Source organism: Paraburkholderia aspalathi, from assembly GCF_905220735.1.
GTDB lineage: Bacteria > Pseudomonadota > Gammaproteobacteria > Burkholderiales > Burkholderiaceae > Paraburkholderia > Paraburkholderia aspalathi.
Genome location: NZ_CAJNBA010000006.1, coordinates 208,498 through 226,015, shown reverse-complemented (window position 1 = coordinate 226,015; position 17,518 = coordinate 208,498). Strand labels below are relative to the sequence as shown.

The following is a 17,518-nucleotide window of genomic DNA, read 5'->3' as shown; positions in this document are numbered from 1 at the left end:
AATCCTTATTTGTCTTATGCGGCTCATGCCGCCTTAGGAATCGGGCCCGAGTCCACAGCCGGTGGGTGCCCCCGCGTTACAATGCCCGGCGCTTACTCATGCGCATTCAATCCCTTCTGACAGCCTCGTTCCCATGCTCGCCACCGATTCCGATCCGATCGTCGCCATTGCCACCGCACCCGGCCGAGGTGGAATCGGGGTCGTGCGGATTTCGTTCGGCCGCGCCGGGGAAGCCGCCGCGCAGCCGTTGATGCAAGCGCTCACTGGCCAGGCACTCGCGCCGCGTCACGCGAGCTATGTGCCGTTCCTCGATGACACCGGCAGCGCGCTCGATCGCGGCATCGCCCTGTACTTTCCCGCGCCGCACTCCTACACCGGCGAACACGTGCTCGAGTTGCAGGGTCATGGCGGTCCGGTCGTGCTGCAACTGGTGCTGCAGCGGTGCATCGACGCCGGTCGTGGGTTCGGTCTGCGTCTGGCTGAGCCGGGCGAATTCACGCGACGCGCGTTTCTCAACGACAAGCTGGATCTGGCGCAAGCGGAAGCCGTCGCCGATCTGATCGAGGCCAGCACCGAAGCCGCCGCGCGCTCGGCGGGCCGCTCGCTCGACGGCGCGTTTTCGCGCGACATCCACGCGTTGGTCGAAGAGGTCATCACGCTGCGGATGCTGGTCGAAGCGACGCTCGATTTCCCGGAAGAAGAAATCGACTTTCTCGAAGCCGCCGACGCCCGCGGCAAGCTCACGCGGATTCGCGAGCGCCTCGTGCACGTGCTGAGCGAGGCACGCCAGGGCGCGTTGCTGCGCGAGGGTTTGTCGGTGGTGCTGGCGGGGCAGCCGAACGTTGGCAAGTCGTCGCTGCTGAACGCGCTGGCCGGCGCAGAGTTGGCTATCGTCACGCCGATCGCCGGCACGACGCGCGACAAGGTCGCGCAGACCATCCAGATCGAAGGCATTCCGCTGCATGTGATAGATACAGCCGGTCTGCGCGATACCGAAGACGAAGTGGAAAAGATCGGCATCGCGCGCACGTGGAGCGAGATCGAACGCGCGGACGTCGTGCTGCATCTGCTCGATGCACGCACCGGCATGACCGCCGAAGACGAAACGATCGCTGCGCGTTTTCCGAGCGGCGTGCCGGTGGTGCGCGTGCTGAACAAGACGGACCTGACGGGGCTCGCGCCGTCGGTGACACCGCTCGACGCGGATCTCGAACTCAGCGAAGTCGGGCTGTCGGCGAAACGGGGCGATGGCGTTGCGCTGCTGCGTGAGGAATTGCTGCGCATCGCCGGCTGGCAGGCGGGCGCGGAGAGCGTCTACCTCGCGCGTGAGCGGCATCTGATTGCGCTGCGCGCGGCCCAGGAGCATCTGGCGACCGCTGCGGCGCACGCCGATCAGAATTCCCAAGCGCTCGATCTGTTCGCCGAAGAACTGCGTCTCGCGCAGGATCAACTGAACTCGATCACCGGTGAATTTAGCTCGGATGACCTGCTCGGAGTGATTTTCAGCCGGTTTTGTATCGGCAAGTAAGACGGGTCGGCAGATTTCGGACAAAAGGCTTACCTGTCATGCCTGACAAGTCCTTTCCGAGTAGCCATCAGGACAGGCGTCAAATACCTTGTGTTGACCCAAATCCCCACATTTCTTTGGTACACAAAAGACAACCGGTTTAAAATCCCGGCTGTCCGTGCATCAAACGATCCGCTATGCCAAAACTAGCCGCCCCCCTCACCGAAACGCAGATCCGCGCGCTCGAACCGCGCGCCACCCGATATTGCGTCGCAGACGGCAACGGCCTCGTCATCGAAATCATGACGACGGGCACCAAGGTCTGGCGCTTCCGCTATTCACTGAACGGCAAGCGTCAACCGCTCGTCACGATCGGCGATTACCGGATGATTTCGCTGCGGGTCGCGCGCGCCAAGGCGCAGAAGTACGCGGAGATGGTCGCGAGCGGCGTCTCGCCAGCGGCCACAGCGCGTCGCGACCGCGGCGCAGAAAGCAAAGCAGAGGTACTGCGCGAAGGCGCCGAGCTCTATCTCGCGACGGAGATGGCCGGCAAGTCGGCGGAATATCAGCGCACCACGCGGCGCGCGCTCGAAAAGGACGTCCTGCCCGCCATCGGCGCCAAACCGATCAAAGCCGTGACGGACGACGACATCCGCGCGATCTGCGACCAGATCAAAAGCCGCGGCTCGCCCAAAATGGCATTGCACACGCGCAACGCCGTCAAGCGGCTCTACGAATACCTGATCGCCCGGCAACTCGCTACGACCAATCCGGCAGAACTCATCCCGGCACGCTTCATCGCAACGCCGGACAGCCGTACCCGCGTACTCGATCCGGACGAAATCGGCGCCACGCTCCGGGCGATCTACGCATCGAACATTCGACGCCCGCTGAAATTGGCTTTGCACCTGCTGGTGCTGACGATGGTACGGAAATCGGACCTCGTCGAAGCGGCCTGGTCCGAATTCAACCTCGACGCAGCACGATGGACGATCCCGGCTGAGCGCATGAATAAGGACCGCAAGCACGTGGTGCATCTCTCGCATCAGGCGGTCGCCCTGCTGCGCGAGCTTCAGGACACGAAAACCAGCCGGAATTTCGTATTCCCGAGCGTCAGGGGCGACGACCGGCCGATCGCGAAGAGCACGCTCAATCAAGCCGTCAAATCGCTCGGGCTCGACGTCGAGCATTTCGTCCTACATGACTTTCGACGCACCGCCGCGACCCACTTGCGCGAGATGGGGCAGTCTGCGGACGTGATAGAGAATGCACTGGCGCATGCCGTCAAAGACGCCCCGGACGGAGGCCATCCCGCTGAACACGCCGCAGAACGGCGTCGGACGTTGCAACTATGGGCAGATTTTGTCGACGCCCAGATCGAGAGCAACCGACAAGGCGTGACAAGCTAAATGCGTCCGGCGCTGTAAACGCCGCGGGCGTCAGCCACCCGCCGCAACCCTCCTCGCCCGTGGCCAACAGCACACTTTTGGTACACAGAGAAAGAAGGGCAAGACGCAAATGCCCACCCAGAAAAAGAAAACCACCTCCCTCACTAGGTTCTCAATCCTCCCACACCACGCCCCACAAGCCCAATCACGTCAATCCCGCCGCGCCGACAGCCAACCGTTTAAAGCGACCTTTTTTCTCGCCGTTCATCGACTAAACTAAAACATCGATGCACATCGGGACGGAGGCTCCCATGTCTGAACCGTTAATGGCTTATTTGTTGGGACCCCTGGTGATGCTGGTGGTCGGCGTGGCGATCTGGGCCGCGTCCCACTATCACGAAAAGACGAAGCCGGAGCGCCTCGAACGCTGGCTCGATACGCATTATGCGGAGTGGTTGCATCACAAGCACTGAGCAGAGATACCCAACAAGAAAAGGCCGTCGCACCCTGCGACGGCCTTTTTCTCTCTAACGCGCGAGCATCAAAGCTGCGCGTGTCTGCTCACGTCCTTTACCAGCCCTGTTGAGGCTGTTGCGGATACCCATACTGTGCGGGCGGCGGCGCACCGCACGCGACATACGCACGCTGGTACTGGTCATAGCAGTATCCCGGCGGCGGCCCCGCGTACACAGGCGCCGGCTGATACACCGGCTGCGCATACACCGGTTGCGCATAGACCGGCTGCTGGTAAGCGACCATAGGCGCCGGATTCAACACGGACGTCACCACCGCGCCCAGCACGGCGCCGCCGATCAGCGCACCGACCACATCGCCGCCATTGCCGTGCGCCGACGCTTGACCCGCCACGCTCAGGCTCCCCACCATCAACAACGCCACCGCAATCTTTTTCATGTTTCTCTCCCGCCGTTCAGGCATGGAACAGATTGTGTATGGCGCGCGCAGAAATAGATGCTGCAGTTGGTAACCGGCCATTACGGGTGTAACGCGTGGCTGGGCAACCGCCTCGTTGACCGCCATCCATTCCCACGATCAATGTAAAATTCGCCGCATGACCCGTCGGACAAATCCGACGTCTGCAAAGCTTTCCGATCCTTCGACCCCGAGACCCACAAGTCGACATCGGGCGTCGAGCCCAAGCAAAAAAGTTAAGGGGCGTGCGCGTGAAACAATGGACCATCCGGCAACGGATTCTGTGCAGCTTCGGGATCGTGCTGATCGTGATGCTGGCAATGGCAATCGTCACTTTCGAGCAGCTCAGCGGAATCGATCGCGACGCGAAGAGTCAGCAGGAAGACTCGATGCCCGGCCTCTACTACGCGACCGCGATGCGCGCGGCCTGGTTCGAGAACTACACCGTCACGCAGCGTCTCATTTACGTTGATACGGACCCTGAGTCCGTCAAGCGCGACACCGCAGCTTTGCAGGACACCGAGCAAACGCTTCAGAAGCTCCTCGGCGACTATGGCGCGACCATCTTCCGCGACAACGATCGCGAGTTCTTCAACGACTTTCGCCAGCAACACGCACAGTACCTGCCGATCCAGGCATCCCTGTTGAACGTCTTGCCGAGTTCGAAAGAGAACGCCGCGCACCTCTTCAACACGCAACTCACGCCGATCTGGGAAGCGGGCCGTGTCTCGGCGCGCAAGCTGGTCGAGAACAACAAGGCCGACGCCGACAAAGCCGCCGAAAACATCCGTAGTTCGGTTGAGGCGACCCGTGTCGTGCTGCTCGTCATGCTGCTGGTTGCCGCCATCGCCGCCGTGCTGGCCGGCTACTGGCTGCTGCGCGCGGTCACCACGCCGATGGCGAAGGTGCTGCAAGTCGTCGACGTCATGCGCACGGGCGACCTCACGCAACGTCTGCAACTGAATCGCGCGGATGAAATCGGCGCGCTGGAAGCGGGCTTTAACCGCATGACCGACGAGCTCACCGCGCTGGTTGGCCAGGCGCAGAAGTCGGCGGTTCAGGTGACCACGTCGGTGACGGAGATCGCGGCGACCTCGCGTGAACAGCAAGCCACCGCGAACGAAACCGCGGCGACCACCACCGAGATCGGTGCCACGTCGCGCGAAATCTTCGCGACCTCGCGTGACCTGCTGCGCACCATGAACGAAGTCTCCGAAGTAGCCGGCCAGTCAGCCGCGCTCGCCGGCACCGGCCACGCCGGTCTCGCGCGCATGGAAGACACCATGCGCCTCGTGATGGAAGCGGCCGGCTCAGTCAACGCGAAGCTCGCGATCCTCAACGAGAAGGCCAGCAACATCAACCAGGTCGTCGCCACCATCACCAAGGTCGCGGATCAAACGAATCTGCTCTCGCTGAACGCGGCGATCGAAGCAGAGAAGGCCGGCGAGTACGGCCGCGGCTTCGCGGTCGTGGCAACCGAGATTCGCCGCCTCGCGGATCAAACTGCCGTCGCGACCTACGACATCGAACAGATGGTTAAGGAGATCCAGTCGGCGGTGGCTGCGGGCGTGATGGGCATGGACAAGTTCTCCGAAGAAGTCCGGCGCGGCATGCTCGACGTGCAGAACGTAGGCGGCCATCTCACGCAGATCATTCAGCAAGTGCAGCAACTCGCGCCGCGCTTCTCGATGGTCAACGAAGGCATGCAGACGCAAGCCACCGGCGCCGAGCAGATTACCCAGGCGCTGACACAGCTCTCAGAGGCCGCGCAGCAGACGGCGGAATCGCTGCGGCAGTCGACCCAGGCCATCGACGATCTGACGCACGTCGCCAATAGTCTGCGCACCGGCGTATCGCGCTTCAAGGTGGTGGCCTGACGCGTCGCGGCGGGCTCACTGAAGCACGCCGACGCCGATCCACCCATATGCCTCTCCTACAGCCCAGCCCACGCCGATGCTCTTCATCCTCTTCACGCTCGATAACGAACGCTACGTGATCGACGCGACGCAGGTGGAGCGTCTGATGCCGCTCACGCCGCAGTCGCCGCCGAAGACGATCCCCGGCGCGCCGTCGTGGGTCGCGGGCGTACTCGAACACGAAGGCGCGCCGCGGGCGGTGATCGATCTGCCGGCGCTCGCGCTCGGCCGTCCCGCCGCGCAGTTGATGTCGACACGCGTCGTGCTGGTGCGCTATCCGCATGCGGGCACGGTGCGCCTGCTCGCGCTGCTGCTCGAAGGCGCCACGCGCACCATCCGCCTGGACGTCGAGGCGTTTCATGATGCCGGCATCGACATGCCGAACGCGCGCTATCTGGGCCCGGTGGCAAGCGAAGCAGGCGGTCTGGTGCAATGGATTCGCGTCGAGCATCTGTTGCCCGACGACGTCAAAGCCCTGCTGTTTCCCGAGGCGCACGCATGAACGCGCATCACGACAACGCGCCGCTCTATCGACGCTTCGCCGACTTGCTGCATCGAACCATCGGGCTCGATGCCGCGTCGCTCGGTCATCAGTCGATCGAGCGCGCGGTCGATCAGCGCGCCGCAGCCTGGTGCGCGGACGGTCACGCCGACGCCACGCTCGCCGATTACTGGGAGGCCACCTACGCGTCGCCCTCGATGGTGCAGGCGCTGGTCGAAACGGTGGTGGTGCCGGAAACGTGGTTCTATCGCGACGCCGACGCGTTCAGGGCGCTCGCGCGTCTCGCGCACGAACGGCTCGACGAGCGCGGCACCGCGCTGCCGCTGCGGATTCTGAGTCTGCCCTGCTCCACCGGCGAAGAGCCGTACACGATCGCCATGACGCTGCTCGACGCCGGCATCGACGCGGCGCACATGCGCATCGACGCAATGGATATCAGCGAGCGCTCGCTGGCCCTCGCGCAGCGCGCCGTGTACAGCCGCAACTCGTTTCGCGGCAATGCGTTCCCGTTCCGCGACGCCCACTTCACGCGCACCGAAGACGGCTGGCGTCTCGCGCCGCGCATCGTCGACGCAGTCCGATTTTCGCGCGCGAACCTGATGCAACTCGATGCCACGGCGCTCGGCGTCTACGACTTCGTGTTCTGCCGCAACGTGCTGATTTACTTCGACCGCGACGCACAGCAGAAGGCCCTGCATGCGCTCAACAGCGTGCTGGCTGAAAACGGCACGCTGTTCGTCGGCCCTGCGGAAACCGGGCTGTTGATGCGTTATGGCATGCAGTCGGCGAAGATTCCGCTGGCGTTCGCGTTCCATCGCGCTACGCCTGCTGAAGCGCAGTTGAACAGCTGGCACACCGCGCCGCTCGCTACTGCCGCGGCGCTCGCGATGACGCATTCGCCGGTGCCCGCGCTCGCGCCGTTGCAAGTGTTTTCTGCCGAGCCTTTTGCGTGGCCCGATCCGGTTGCGCGCACGCCGTTCAATGGCGGTTTGGCGCAGACGCCGTTTAATGCAAAGTCGCCGCTCGTACCATCGGATGGAGTCTCGCAGCGCACGTCATTGACAGGTATTTCTCAGAACACGCCGTCGAATGAGATTTCACAGCGCACGCCTTTAGGCGGTATTCCGCAGCCCACGCCGAAACCGTACAAAGCCGCGTCGCAGTCGCACGAGTTTGCGTCATCGCCCATCACCTCGCCGACCAACGCCGCACGCGACACGCTGCAAGCAGCGCACGCGCTGGCTGACGCGGGCCGTCTGACGGAAGCCGCGAACGCGATCAACGTCTATCTGGAACAGCACGCGCCGCACGCCGACGCGTTCTACCTGCTCGGTGTGCTCGCCGACGCCAGCGGCGATACGAACCTCGCTCGCGGCCAGTATCGCAAGGCGCTCTACCTCGACCCGCAGCACGCCGAGGCGCTCGCGCATCTGGCGACGCTGCTCGAGCTTGAAGGCGATCGCAACGGCGCGCGTCTGTTGATGGACCGCGCGTCGCGCGCACAGGGAGCGCAACGTGGTTGAAGAACGCACGGTGACCTTCGACGATTGCTGGAACCGCATCGGCGTGCGCGGCGATTCGTCGTGCGAGCGGCTGGTCGAATACGTGCGCTGTCTGAATTGCCCCGTGTTCGAAGCGGCCGCGGCCAAATTGCTGGAGCGTCCGATTCCGCTTGTGGATCTCTCGCTGAATGACCCTGACACGCCGGCGCGATTGCAGCGACATGATCAGCAAGACGCGAGTGAATCGTTCCTCATCTTCCGTATCGGCGGTGAATGGCTCGCGCTGCCCACGCCGATCTTCAAGCGCATCGTGCAGACGCGGCCGATTCATACGTTGCCGCATCGGCAGCATCGCGCGGTGCTGGGCGTCGTGAACGTGCAGGGCGACTTGCTGGTCTGTCTGTCGCTCGCGCATCTGCTGGGTTTCGAAACCAACACCACTGCAGGCGACGACAAAGCCCGTCACGATCTGCCGCGTTTGCTGGTGGTCTCGCGCGCCGAAGAGCACGCGGTGTTTCCCGTCGATCAGGTCGACGGCGTGCATCGGATCGCGATCTCCACCTTTTGCCCACCGCCCGCGACGCTCTCGCACGCCGCCGCTGCCCATACGCGCGCCGTGGCTCCGTGGCGCGGCATGACGGTCGGCCTGCTCGACGCCGACGCATTGTTCGACACTTTGAACCGGAGTCTCGGATGACGGACGACCCGCGCCGCCCGTCGCTGATCGATCTCTTCCGCGAAGAAGCGCGGACCCAGGCACGCGTGCTCAACGATGGCCTGCTCACGCTCGACCGCGCGCCGAGCGATGCCGCCGCACTCGAGGCCTGCATGCGTGCAGCGCATTCGCTGAAGGGTGCGGCGCGTATCGTCGGCGTGCAGGTGGGTGTCGAACTCGCACACGCGATGGAGGATTGCTTCGTCGCCGCGCAGGAAGGGCGCGCGTTGCTCGATGCGGCCTGGATTGATGAGTTGTTGCGCGGGGTCGATATCGTTGCGCGCATCGGCAATGATGAGGACGAGTCCGCGCGTGATGCGGTCAGCGTGTGTGTGGCGTCGTTGCAAGCGCGGATGGTGGGTGTGGTGCCGCATGGGGCGGCAATGCGAAGGGACGCTGTGCCACCGGCTGCTCCTGCTCGTGTCGACAGTTCTGCATCTACACCCAGCGCAGCGACCAAACCGCAAAGCACATCGGCCGAAGCCGACCATGACCCCGACGCCGCATTCAATCTGCTAGCCAGCGCCCTGCGTGCAGAAGCGACGCCTGCGCCAACCGCATCGGCCAGCACGACTGCAAATGGGTCCACCCTCGTCTCTACAATCCAGTCCGCGCCTGCAAGCGCCTCACCGGCCGTTCCTGCAAGCGCCCTTGCACCCACCTCGCACGAATCAAGCGCCCCAGCAACAGACCCCGGCCGCATGCTGCGCGTACGCGCCGACAACCTCGACCGGCTGCTCTCACTATCCGGCGAATCACTGGTCGAATCACGCTGGCTCAAACCCTTCGCGCAATCGATGCTGCGCGTCAAACGCGTCCAACGTGACGGCACACGCGCGCTGGATCAGTTGCACGAAACGCTCGCCGATCTGAAGCTCGACCCGCGCGCGGACGCCGCGCTCGAAGAACTGCGCCGCCTCACAGCAGAATCGCAACACCTGCTCGCCGAGCGCCTGGCCGATCTGGAAAGCTTCGACCGCCGCTCAACTCATCTATCGCAACAGCTTTACGACGCCGCACTGCAATGCCGCATGCGCCCCTTCGGCGATGGCACCACCGGCCTCGCGCGCATGGTGCGCGACGTCGCGCGTTCGCTCGGCAAGAAGGTGCGCTGGCAACTGATCGGCGAATCGACTCAGGTCGACCGCGACATTCTCGATCTGCTCGAAGCGCCGCTCGGCCACATGCTGCGCAACGCGATCGACCACGGCATCGAAGCGCCTGAGGTCCGTCTCGCGTGCGGCAAGCCCGAAGAGGGCACGCTCACGCTCGACGCACGTCACACGGCCGGCGCCCTGCTCATCAGCGTCTCCGACGACGGCGCGGGCATCGATCTCGACGCACTGCGCACGTCGATCGTTCGCAAGAAACTGGCGAGTGCGGAAACGGCCGCACGTCTGTCCGAAACCGAACTGCTCGAATTCCTCTTGCTGCCCGGCTTCTCGCTGCGCGATCAGGTCACCGAGGTGTCGGGCCGTGGCGTCGGACTCGACGCGGTACACGATGTGGTCAAGCGCGTGCGCGGCACGGTGCGCATCACACACGAACCCGGCGTCGGCACACGCGTGCAGTTGCAGTTGCCGCTCACGCTCTCGGTGATTCGCAGCCTGCTCGTCGAAGTCGCGGGCGAGCCGTACGCCGTTCCGCTCGCGCATGTGAACCGCACACTGCACGTAAGCCGCGCGGATATCGAATTGCTCGAAGGCCATCAGCACATCGCCTTCGACGGCCGCCGCATCGGCGTCGTCACCGCGCATCAGATTCTCGACACCGCGCCGCCCGCCAACGAAGGCGATACCGTCAGCCTGATCGTGATCGGCGACGGTGGAGAAACCTACGGCGTGGTGGTCGATCGCTTTCTCGGCGAGCGCATGCTGGTCGTGCAGCCGCTCGACCCGCGCCTCGGCAAGATCAGGAACATCACCGCCGGCGCGTTGATGGAAAACGGCGACCCCGTGCTGATCGCGGATGTCGATGACTGGCTGCGCTCAGTCGAAAGACTCGTCGCCGGCGGCGATCTGAAACACACGCAGCACGGCGCTGCCCTCACCGCCCGGCGCGTCACGCGGCGCGTGCTGGTGGTCGACGATTCGCTCACCGTACGCGAGCTCGAACGCAAGCTGCTGGCGACACGCGGTTACGACGTGACGATCGCTGTCGACGGCATGGACGGCTGGAACGCGGTGCGCGGCGAGCGTTTCGACCTCGTGATTACCGACATCGACATGCCGCGCATGGACGGCATCGAACTCGCCACGCTCATCAAGCGCGATCCGCAACTTCAGTCGCTGCCGGTGATGATCGTCTCGTACAAGGATCGCGAAGAGGATCGCCGCGCCGGTCTGAACGCGGGCGCGGATTACTATCTGGCGAAAGGCAGTTTCCACGACGAAGCACTGCTCGATGCAGTGCGTGATCTGATCGGCGAAGCTTACGGTTAAACCCACGGGTAAAACGGATGAAAATCGGAATCGTCAATGACCTGCCGCTCGCTGTCGAGGCACTGCGCCGCGCGCTTGCTGCGCGCCACGACTACGAGGTGCTATGGGTCGCGCAGGACGGCCAGCAGGCGGTCGATTTCTGCACCGCGCAGCGACCCGACATCGTGCTGATGGATCTCGTGATGCCGAACGTCGACGGCATCGAAGCCACGCGCCGCATCATGGCGAAGGCGCCGTGCGCGATCTTGATCGTCACCGTCGACGTGGGCGCGAATGCGTGGCGCGTCTACGAAGCGATGGGCGCGGGCGCGCTCGATGCAGTGGATACGCCCTCGCTGAGCGGCCCTGACGCGAACAAAAGCATCGCCACCCTGATCGCCAAGATCGACAGCATCGCCGCGCTGGTCACCGAACGCAATGCGCCTGGCGCAGCAGCTGCGGCGGCGCCAAGAACCGCGACTAACCGCGACACGCCGCTGGTTGCAATCGGCGCCTCGGCAGGCGGCCCGGCGGCGCTCGCCACCCTGCTCGCCGCCTTGCCGAAGGACTTCCCGGCGGCAATCGTCATCGTCCAGCACGTCGACGCGGCCTTCGCCGCCGGCATGGCCGACTGGCTGAACCAGCAGTCGGCGTTACCGGTGCGGATCGCCAATGAAGGCGACCGGCCGCAAGCAGGCGTCGTGCTGCTCGCCGCCACCGACGATCATTTACACCTGAAGCTACCCAACGTACTCGGTTACACGAACGTGCCGGCGGAAACACCCTACCGGCCTTCGGTCGACGTGTTTTTCCATAGTGTCGTGGCGCGCTGGCCGGCGCGGGCGATCGGTGTGCTGCTGACCGGCATGGGCCGCGACGGCGCGATCGGGCTCAAGGCGATGCGCACCAAGGGCTATCACACGATCGCGCAGGACGAAGCGACCTGCGCCGTGTACGGCATGCCGAAGGCGGCCGCGGCGCTCGACGCCGCCGCCGCGATCCTGCCTCTGCCCCGCATTGCAGCGGCGCTCGCTGCGGCCGTCGGCACACGTTAAGCCCCGATAGGCGCACACTAGCCGCACATTAGCCCGCTACGACTCACTGACATTCATTCTGGCTGACCAATATGGACACTCCTAAACCGCATCAGACCGCCACCGCGCCGAAGCTCGCAGAACAGGACGCGAACGCGCAGGCATACGCGGAGGACGAACCCAATAGCGCCATCGATGACGCGTTAGCGCGCATCCTCGGCAATCCGCCCGCGGCAGAGTGCCCGATCATGGTGTTGCTGGTCGACGATCAGGCGATCATCGCCGAGGCGGTCCGCCAGGCGCTGGCCGACGAAACGAGCGTCGACTTCCACTACTGCGCGTCGCCCGAAGAGGCGGTGCGCTGCGCCGAGGAAACCCGCGCAACGGTGATCCTGCAGGACCTCGTGATGCCCGGCACCGACGGCCTCACCCTCGTGCGGCAATACCGGCAGAAGCCGGCGACGCGCGATATTCCGATCATCGTGCTGTCGACCAAGGAAGAGCCGCTCGTGAAAAGCGCGGCCTTCGCTGCCGGCGCCAATGACTACCTGGTGAAGCTGCCGGATCGCATCGAGTTGATCGCGCGGATTCGCTATCACTCGCGCTCGTATCTGAACCTGTTGCAGCGCGACGAGGCGTATCAAGCCCTGCGCCAGTCGCAACAGCAGTTGCTTGCAACCAATCTGGAACTGCAGCGACTCACGCATTCGGACGGATTGACGGGTTTGTCGAATCGACGCTACCTCGATCAGTACCTGGCCGCCGAATGGCGTCGCGGCACGCGCGACAAGACAGCCCTCGGCTTTCTGATGATCGATGTGGATAACTTCAAGGCCTACAACGACACCTACGGACACGTTGCCGGCGACGAAGTGCTTAAGCGCGTTGCGCACACCGTCGAGTCGTGTCTGGGACGTTCACCCGATCTCGCGGCCCGGTTTGGCGGCGAAGAGTTCGCGGTGGTGCTGCCGGGAACATCATCGGGCGGCCTGCACTTGCTTGCCGAGAAAATCCGCCTCGCAATTGAAGGGCTCGCGATTCCGCATGCGGGATCGGCGGCGGGCGTCGTGACGATCAGTATCGGCGCGGCGAACCTCGTGCCGTCCGCTACCGAACCCGTGACGACGTTGATCGAAGCCGCGGACGTCGGACTGTATCGGGCGAAACGCGACGGGAAGAATCAGGTGTCGGTGAGCGGCTGATCAGCATTGCCACGAAGCGGCGCCCACGGGCGCATCGCTTCGATACTTGCTGCGTGCTTCGGCGAGCACGCTTGCATCGATTGCGCCTTCGTCCACCAGCGCCTTCAACGACGCGATCACGATCGACTTGCGGTCCACTTCGAAGAACTCGCGCAACGCCTGGCGCGTGTCGCTGCGGCCGAAGCCGTCCGTGCCGAGCGTCACATAGCGGCGCGGCACGTAGGCCCGGATCAGTTCGGGCACCGCGCGAACATAGTCGGTCGCGGCGATGATCGGGCCGTGCGATGCTTCGAGCGCTTTCGTGACGTACGGCGCCTCTGTCGGTTCGCCAAGGCGCGCATTTCTCTCCGACGTCATCCCGTCACGCTGCAACTCGGTGAAGCTGGTCACGCTCCACACCGCGGCTTCAATTTGCCAGTCGTCCTTGAGCAGCTGCTGCGCCGCGATGACTTCACCGAGAATCGCGCCCGCGCCGAGCAACTGCACCTGCGCTTGAGCTACTGAAGTTACCGCCTGCGCATGGCTGCCGAGTGGATAGATGCCCTTGAGAATGCCCTCACGCAGCATCGTCAAATCACCACCCGGCACCGAAGGCTGCGCGTAGTTCTCGTTCATCACCGTCACGTAATAGAACACGTCGCGTTGCTCTTCGACCATCTCGCGCATGCCTTCGTCGACGATCGCGGCAACCTCGTAAGCGAACGCCGGATCGTACGCGCGGCAATTCGGAATCGTCGATGCCGCCAGATGGCTCGTGCCGTCCTGATGCTGCAAACCCTCTCCACCGAGCGTCGTCTTACCCGATGTCGCGCCGATCAAAAAACCTCGCGCGCGCTGATCCGCCGCCGCCCAGATCAGATCGCCGATCCGCTGGAAGCCGAACATCGAGTAGTAGATGTAGAACGGCAGCATCGGCAGGTTATGCACGCTGTACGAAGTCGCCGCCGCAATCCATGACGACACCGCGCCCGCTTCCGAAATCCCCTCTTCGAGAATCTGCCCTTTGGTGTCCTCGCGGTAGTACAGCATCGAGCCGAGGTCTTCCGGCTCGTACAACTGCCCGAGCGGCGAATAGATGCCGACCTGGCGGAACATGTTCGCCATGCCGAAGGTGCGTGCTTCATCCGCGACGATCGGCACCACGCGCGGGCCGACTTCGTTGTCCTTGAGCAACGCGGTCAACATGCGGACCAGCGCCATCGTCGTGGACATCTCGCGGCCGTTCGAATCCAGCGCGAATTGCCCCCAGGAGGACATCGGCGGGACGATCAGCCCCGTCGATGCCACTTTCCGCCTTCTGGGCAGATAGCCTCCCAGGGCAGCCCGGCGAGCGTGCAGGTATTGCATCTCCGGGCTGTCGTCCGCTGGCTTGTAAAACTTCACCTGTTCGACATCCTCATCGGTGAGCGGCAGGCGAAAACGATCGCGAAACGCCTTGAGGTCGTCGAAGCCGAGTTTCTTCTGCTGATGCGTGGTCATGCGGCCCTGGCCCGTGGTGCCCATGCCGAAGCCCTTCATCGTCTTCGCGAGAATCACCGTCGGCTGGCCGCGATGCGCGAGCGCCTTCGCATACGCCGCGTGCAGCTTGCGCACGTCGTGGCCGCCGCGGCGCAGACGGTCGATGTCGTCGTCGCTCAGTTGCGCGGCGAGCGCGGCAAGCTCCGGGTTCTGGCCGAAGAAACGCTCGCGGTTGTACGCGCCGTCGTTGGCAGAGAAGGTCTGGAACTGGCCGTCGACGGTGTGTGCGAACGCGCGCAGCAACGCGCCGGTGCGGTCGCGTGAGAACAGCGCGTCCCAGTCCGAGCCCCACACCACCTTGATCACGTTCCAGCCGGCGCCGATGAAGTGCGCTTCGAGCTCGTCGATGATGCGGCCGTTGCTGCGCACCGGCCCGTCCAGGCGCTGCAGATTGCAGTTGATGACGAATACGAGGTTATCGAGCCCTTCCCGCGCCGCAATCGAGAGCGCGCCGGTCGATTCCGGCTCGTCCATCTCACCGTCGCCGAAGAAACCCCACACTTTGCGGCCTTCCGTTTGCACGAGGCCGCGATTGGCGAGATAGCGCATAAAGCGCGCTTGATAGATCGCGTTGATCGGACCGATGCCCATCGAGCCGGTGGGGAACTGCCAGAAGTCCGGCATCAACCACGGATGCGGATACGAACACAACCCCGGCCCGCCGATCTCGCGACGGTAGTGCTGCAAATGCTCCTCGGAGAGAAAGCCTTCCAGATAAGCCCGCGCATACACACCCGGCGACGAATGCGGCTGGAAGTACACGAGGTCGCCTGTGCCCTCCTCTCCGCCCGGCGCCGCGGCGCGAAAGAAATGATTGAACCCGACCTCGAACAGATCCGCCGCTGACGCGTAGCTCGCGATATGGCCGCCAAGTTCGCCATACGCCTGGTTCGCGCGCACCACCATCGCCAGCGCATTCCAGCGCAGCGCGCCGGCCAGACGTTCTTCGAGTTCGAGATTGCCCGGATAGCGCGGCTGCTGATCGAACGGAATCGTGTTCTGGTACGGCGTCACGTTGGTCCGCGCCGATTCCACACCCAGCGACAGCGCATGCCCCGCGAGCTTGTCGAACAGAAACTGCGCGCGATCACGGCCGACATGAGCGACCACGGCATCGAGCGCTTCCAGCCATTCGGCGGTTTCCTGCGGATCGGCATCTTCCGGCTCCGCACGCTCCGCGCGCTGGAGATCCAAAGACTGCATCTGCGTGCTACCGCTGGACAAATCCGTCATGGCACCACTCCCGCATCAACGCGTTCGGCTCAAGATCAAGTGAGTCAATGGTAACCACGTGCTCACAAAATGAGCATCTCATTTGCTTGTGATCCCGCACTGGGATAGGCTATTTATTCCGGATTTGGCCCACACAACAGAATATTTACTCTATGACCACGCCACCCAGACGACTCGACCGCATCGACATCGGCATCCTGAGCCAGTTGCAGCAGAACGCGCGCATCACCAATGCGGATCTGGCCCGCTCGGTGAATCTGTCGCCCACGCCCTGCTTCAACCGCGTGCGCGCGCTCGAAAAGCTCGGCCTGTTCAAGCAGCAGGTCACGCTGCTGAATCCGGAGCCGCTCGGGCTACGCATCAACGTGTTTATTCAGGTGAGTCTGGAAAAGCAGGTGGAAGACGCGCTGACTCGCTTCGAGCAGGCGATTTCGGAGCGCCCCGAGGTGATGGAGTGCTATCTGATGACGGGCGACGCCGACTATCTGCTGCGTGTGGTGATGCCGGATATGCAGACGCTGGAGCGCTTCATCGTTGATCATCTGACGAAGATTCCGGGCATCTCCAACATTCGTTCGAGCTTTGCGCTCAAGCAGGTGCGCTACAAGACGGCGTTGCCGCTGCCGTCGTCGGGACTGACGCTGGTCGATCCCGACGACGTTTCAACCGACTGGCGCTAGGCGCTCGCGAGGCGCACACCAAGCCAGCGATTACCCGCGTGTGTAACGCGCAGCCGGCAGGCTGTGCGACAGGTTCGGCCCGAGATGCTGGCGAGCGGTGTTGAAGCGCTCCCAGTCGGCCGCGTCCGGCAAGGACGGAATCGTCACGAGTTCATGCTGGTCGAGACCCACGAGCGCGGCGTCCACCATGTCCTCGGCGGTCATCACGATCTGCGACGGCAGATGTTCGACCGCGAGACCGGCGCGGTCCCAGAACGCGGTGCTGGTTGCGCCCGGCAGCACGGCCTGCAATTGCACGCCCTTGCCGCCCACTTCGTGATGCAGCGACTGCGTCAGGTTCAACACGTAGGCCTTGGTGCCGCTGTAGGTGCCGTTCAGCGTTTCCGGCGACAGCGCGACGATCGACGAGATATTGATCACGATACCGTTGCCGCGCTCCACGAAACCCGGCACGGCTGCCGCCGTCAGCCGCGTCAGTGCTGTCACGTTCAGCTCGATCATGCCGTCGAGGTCATCGATATTCGAGTCGATCAACGAAGCTGTCGCGCCGACGCCTGCGTTGTTGACCAGCATGGTGATGCCACGGTCGGCGCGCAGACGTTCCTCAATACGCCGCTGGTCGGCCTTGACGGTCAGATCGGCGGCAATGGTCTCGATATGGCGGCCGGTTTCCGCGGTCAGACGCTCGGCTACGCCCGTCAGACGTTTGACGTCGCGCGCCACCAGAATCAGGTCGTAACCGCGCCGTGCGAGGCGGTCCGCATAAACCGCACCGATGCCCGACGATGCGCCCGTAATCAATGCCGTGCCCTTGTTTGCTTGCGTTGCCATGGTGAATCTCCTTGCGGGCTTGGCGCGTCACGCCTGAGCCCTGATCGATGAATGGGAAGACTGAAACCTCCGCCGCTGTGCCTTTTTTGTGGGCATCGCGGTGTTGACGAGTGAAGTCTAGGCGCGTAGCCTCTTGTCTC

General features: G+C 63.9%; 14 protein-coding genes. 11 read left to right on the top strand and 3 right to left on the bottom strand.

Going from position 1 to position 17,518, the window contains the following annotated elements:
* Positions 1 to 133 precede the first annotated feature (133 nt).
* From mnmE to KHO30_RS30195, 3 genes are all read left to right on the top strand, one after another.
* On the top strand, positions 134 to 1,528 hold the full coding sequence (mnmE, locus tag KHO30_RS30205; RefSeq protein WP_211703141.1) for a tRNA uridine-5-carboxymethylaminomethyl(34) synthesis GTPase MnmE: 1,395 nt from the start codon (positions 134 to 136) through the stop codon (positions 1,526 to 1,528).
* Positions 1,529 to 1,704: 176 nt separating this feature from the next.
* Positions 1,705 to 2,916, top strand: a complete 1,212-nt coding sequence (locus tag KHO30_RS30200) for a tyrosine-type recombinase/integrase (protein ID WP_211703140.1) — start codon at positions 1,705 to 1,707, stop codon at positions 2,914 to 2,916.
* A 290-nt stretch (positions 2,917 to 3,206) separates the two neighbouring features.
* A complete protein-coding gene (locus tag KHO30_RS30195) occupies positions 3,207 to 3,368 on the top strand; it encodes a hypothetical protein (RefSeq protein ID WP_167378375.1) in 162 nt (53 codons plus the stop codon).
* 97 nt (positions 3,369 to 3,465) lie between these two features.
* On the opposite strand, the gene KHO30_RS30190 is transcribed toward KHO30_RS30195, so the two are convergent.
* A complete protein-coding gene (locus KHO30_RS30190; protein WP_200565634.1) occupies positions 3,466 to 3,807 on the bottom strand; it encodes an ecotin precursor in 342 nt (113 codons plus the stop codon).
* 227 nt (positions 3,808 to 4,034) lie between these two features.
* On the opposite strand from KHO30_RS30190, the gene KHO30_RS30185 reads away from it, so the two are divergent.
* The 7 genes from KHO30_RS30185 (at position 4,035) to KHO30_RS30155 (ending at position 13,116) form a co-directional block, all read left to right on the top strand.
* On the top strand, positions 4,035 to 5,702 hold the full coding sequence (locus KHO30_RS30185) for a methyl-accepting chemotaxis protein (RefSeq protein ID WP_372450146.1): 1,668 nt from the start codon (positions 4,035 to 4,037) through the stop codon (positions 5,700 to 5,702).
* Positions 5,703 to 5,778: 76 nt separating this feature from the next.
* Positions 5,779 to 6,243, top strand: a complete 465-nt coding sequence (locus tag KHO30_RS30180) for a chemotaxis protein CheW (RefSeq protein ID WP_211703139.1) — start codon at positions 5,779 to 5,781, stop codon at positions 6,241 to 6,243.
* The gene (locus tag KHO30_RS30175) at positions 6,240 to 7,766 is read left to right on the top strand and encodes a CheR family methyltransferase (RefSeq protein ID WP_211703138.1); all 1,527 of its coding nucleotides are present in this window, start codon (positions 6,240 to 6,242) and stop codon (positions 7,764 to 7,766) included. The genes KHO30_RS30180 and KHO30_RS30175 overlap by 4 nt, the downstream gene beginning before the upstream one ends.
* On the top strand, positions 7,759 to 8,442 hold the full coding sequence (locus KHO30_RS30170) for a chemotaxis protein CheW (protein ID WP_093634549.1): 684 nt from the start codon (positions 7,759 to 7,761) through the stop codon (positions 8,440 to 8,442). The genes KHO30_RS30175 and KHO30_RS30170 overlap by 8 nt, the downstream gene beginning before the upstream one ends.
* Positions 8,439 to 10,901 (top strand): hybrid sensor histidine kinase/response regulator, encoded by a 2,463-nt coding sequence (locus tag KHO30_RS30165; RefSeq protein ID WP_211703137.1) that lies wholly within the window; start codon positions 8,439 to 8,441, stop codon positions 10,899 to 10,901. The genes KHO30_RS30170 and KHO30_RS30165 overlap by 4 nt, the downstream gene beginning before the upstream one ends.
* Before the next feature lie 17 nt (positions 10,902 to 10,918).
* Positions 10,919 to 11,935 carry a chemotaxis response regulator protein-glutamate methylesterase gene (gene cheB / locus KHO30_RS30160; protein WP_211703136.1) on the top strand — a complete coding sequence of 339 codons (1,017 nt, stop codon included), beginning with the start codon at positions 10,919 to 10,921 and terminating at the stop codon, positions 11,933 to 11,935.
* A 71-nt stretch (positions 11,936 to 12,006) separates the two neighbouring features.
* Complete coding sequence (locus tag KHO30_RS30155) at positions 12,007 to 13,116, top strand: diguanylate cyclase (protein WP_280531454.1); 1,110 nt, start codon at positions 12,007 to 12,009, stop codon at positions 13,114 to 13,116.
* On the opposite strand, the gene mdeB is transcribed toward KHO30_RS30155, so the two are convergent.
* Positions 13,117 to 15,867: an alpha-ketoglutarate dehydrogenase gene (gene mdeB, locus KHO30_RS30150; RefSeq protein ID WP_211703135.1), complete on the bottom strand. Its 2,751-nt coding sequence runs from the start codon at positions 15,865 to 15,867 to the stop codon at positions 13,117 to 13,119.
* A gap of 152 nt (positions 15,868 to 16,019) precedes the next feature.
* Between mdeB and KHO30_RS30145 the strand changes: the two genes are divergently transcribed.
* Complete coding sequence (locus tag KHO30_RS30145; protein ID WP_054037036.1) at positions 16,020 to 16,547, top strand: Lrp/AsnC family transcriptional regulator; 528 nt, start codon at positions 16,020 to 16,022, stop codon at positions 16,545 to 16,547.
* Positions 16,548 to 16,577: 30 nt separating this feature from the next.
* Here KHO30_RS30145 and KHO30_RS30140 read toward each other — a convergent pair whose 3' ends face one another.
* The gene (locus KHO30_RS30140) at positions 16,578 to 17,378 is read right to left on the bottom strand and encodes an SDR family NAD(P)-dependent oxidoreductase (protein WP_211703134.1); all 801 of its coding nucleotides are present in this window, start codon (positions 17,376 to 17,378) and stop codon (positions 16,578 to 16,580) included.
* Positions 17,379 to 17,518: the final 140 nt, after the last annotated feature.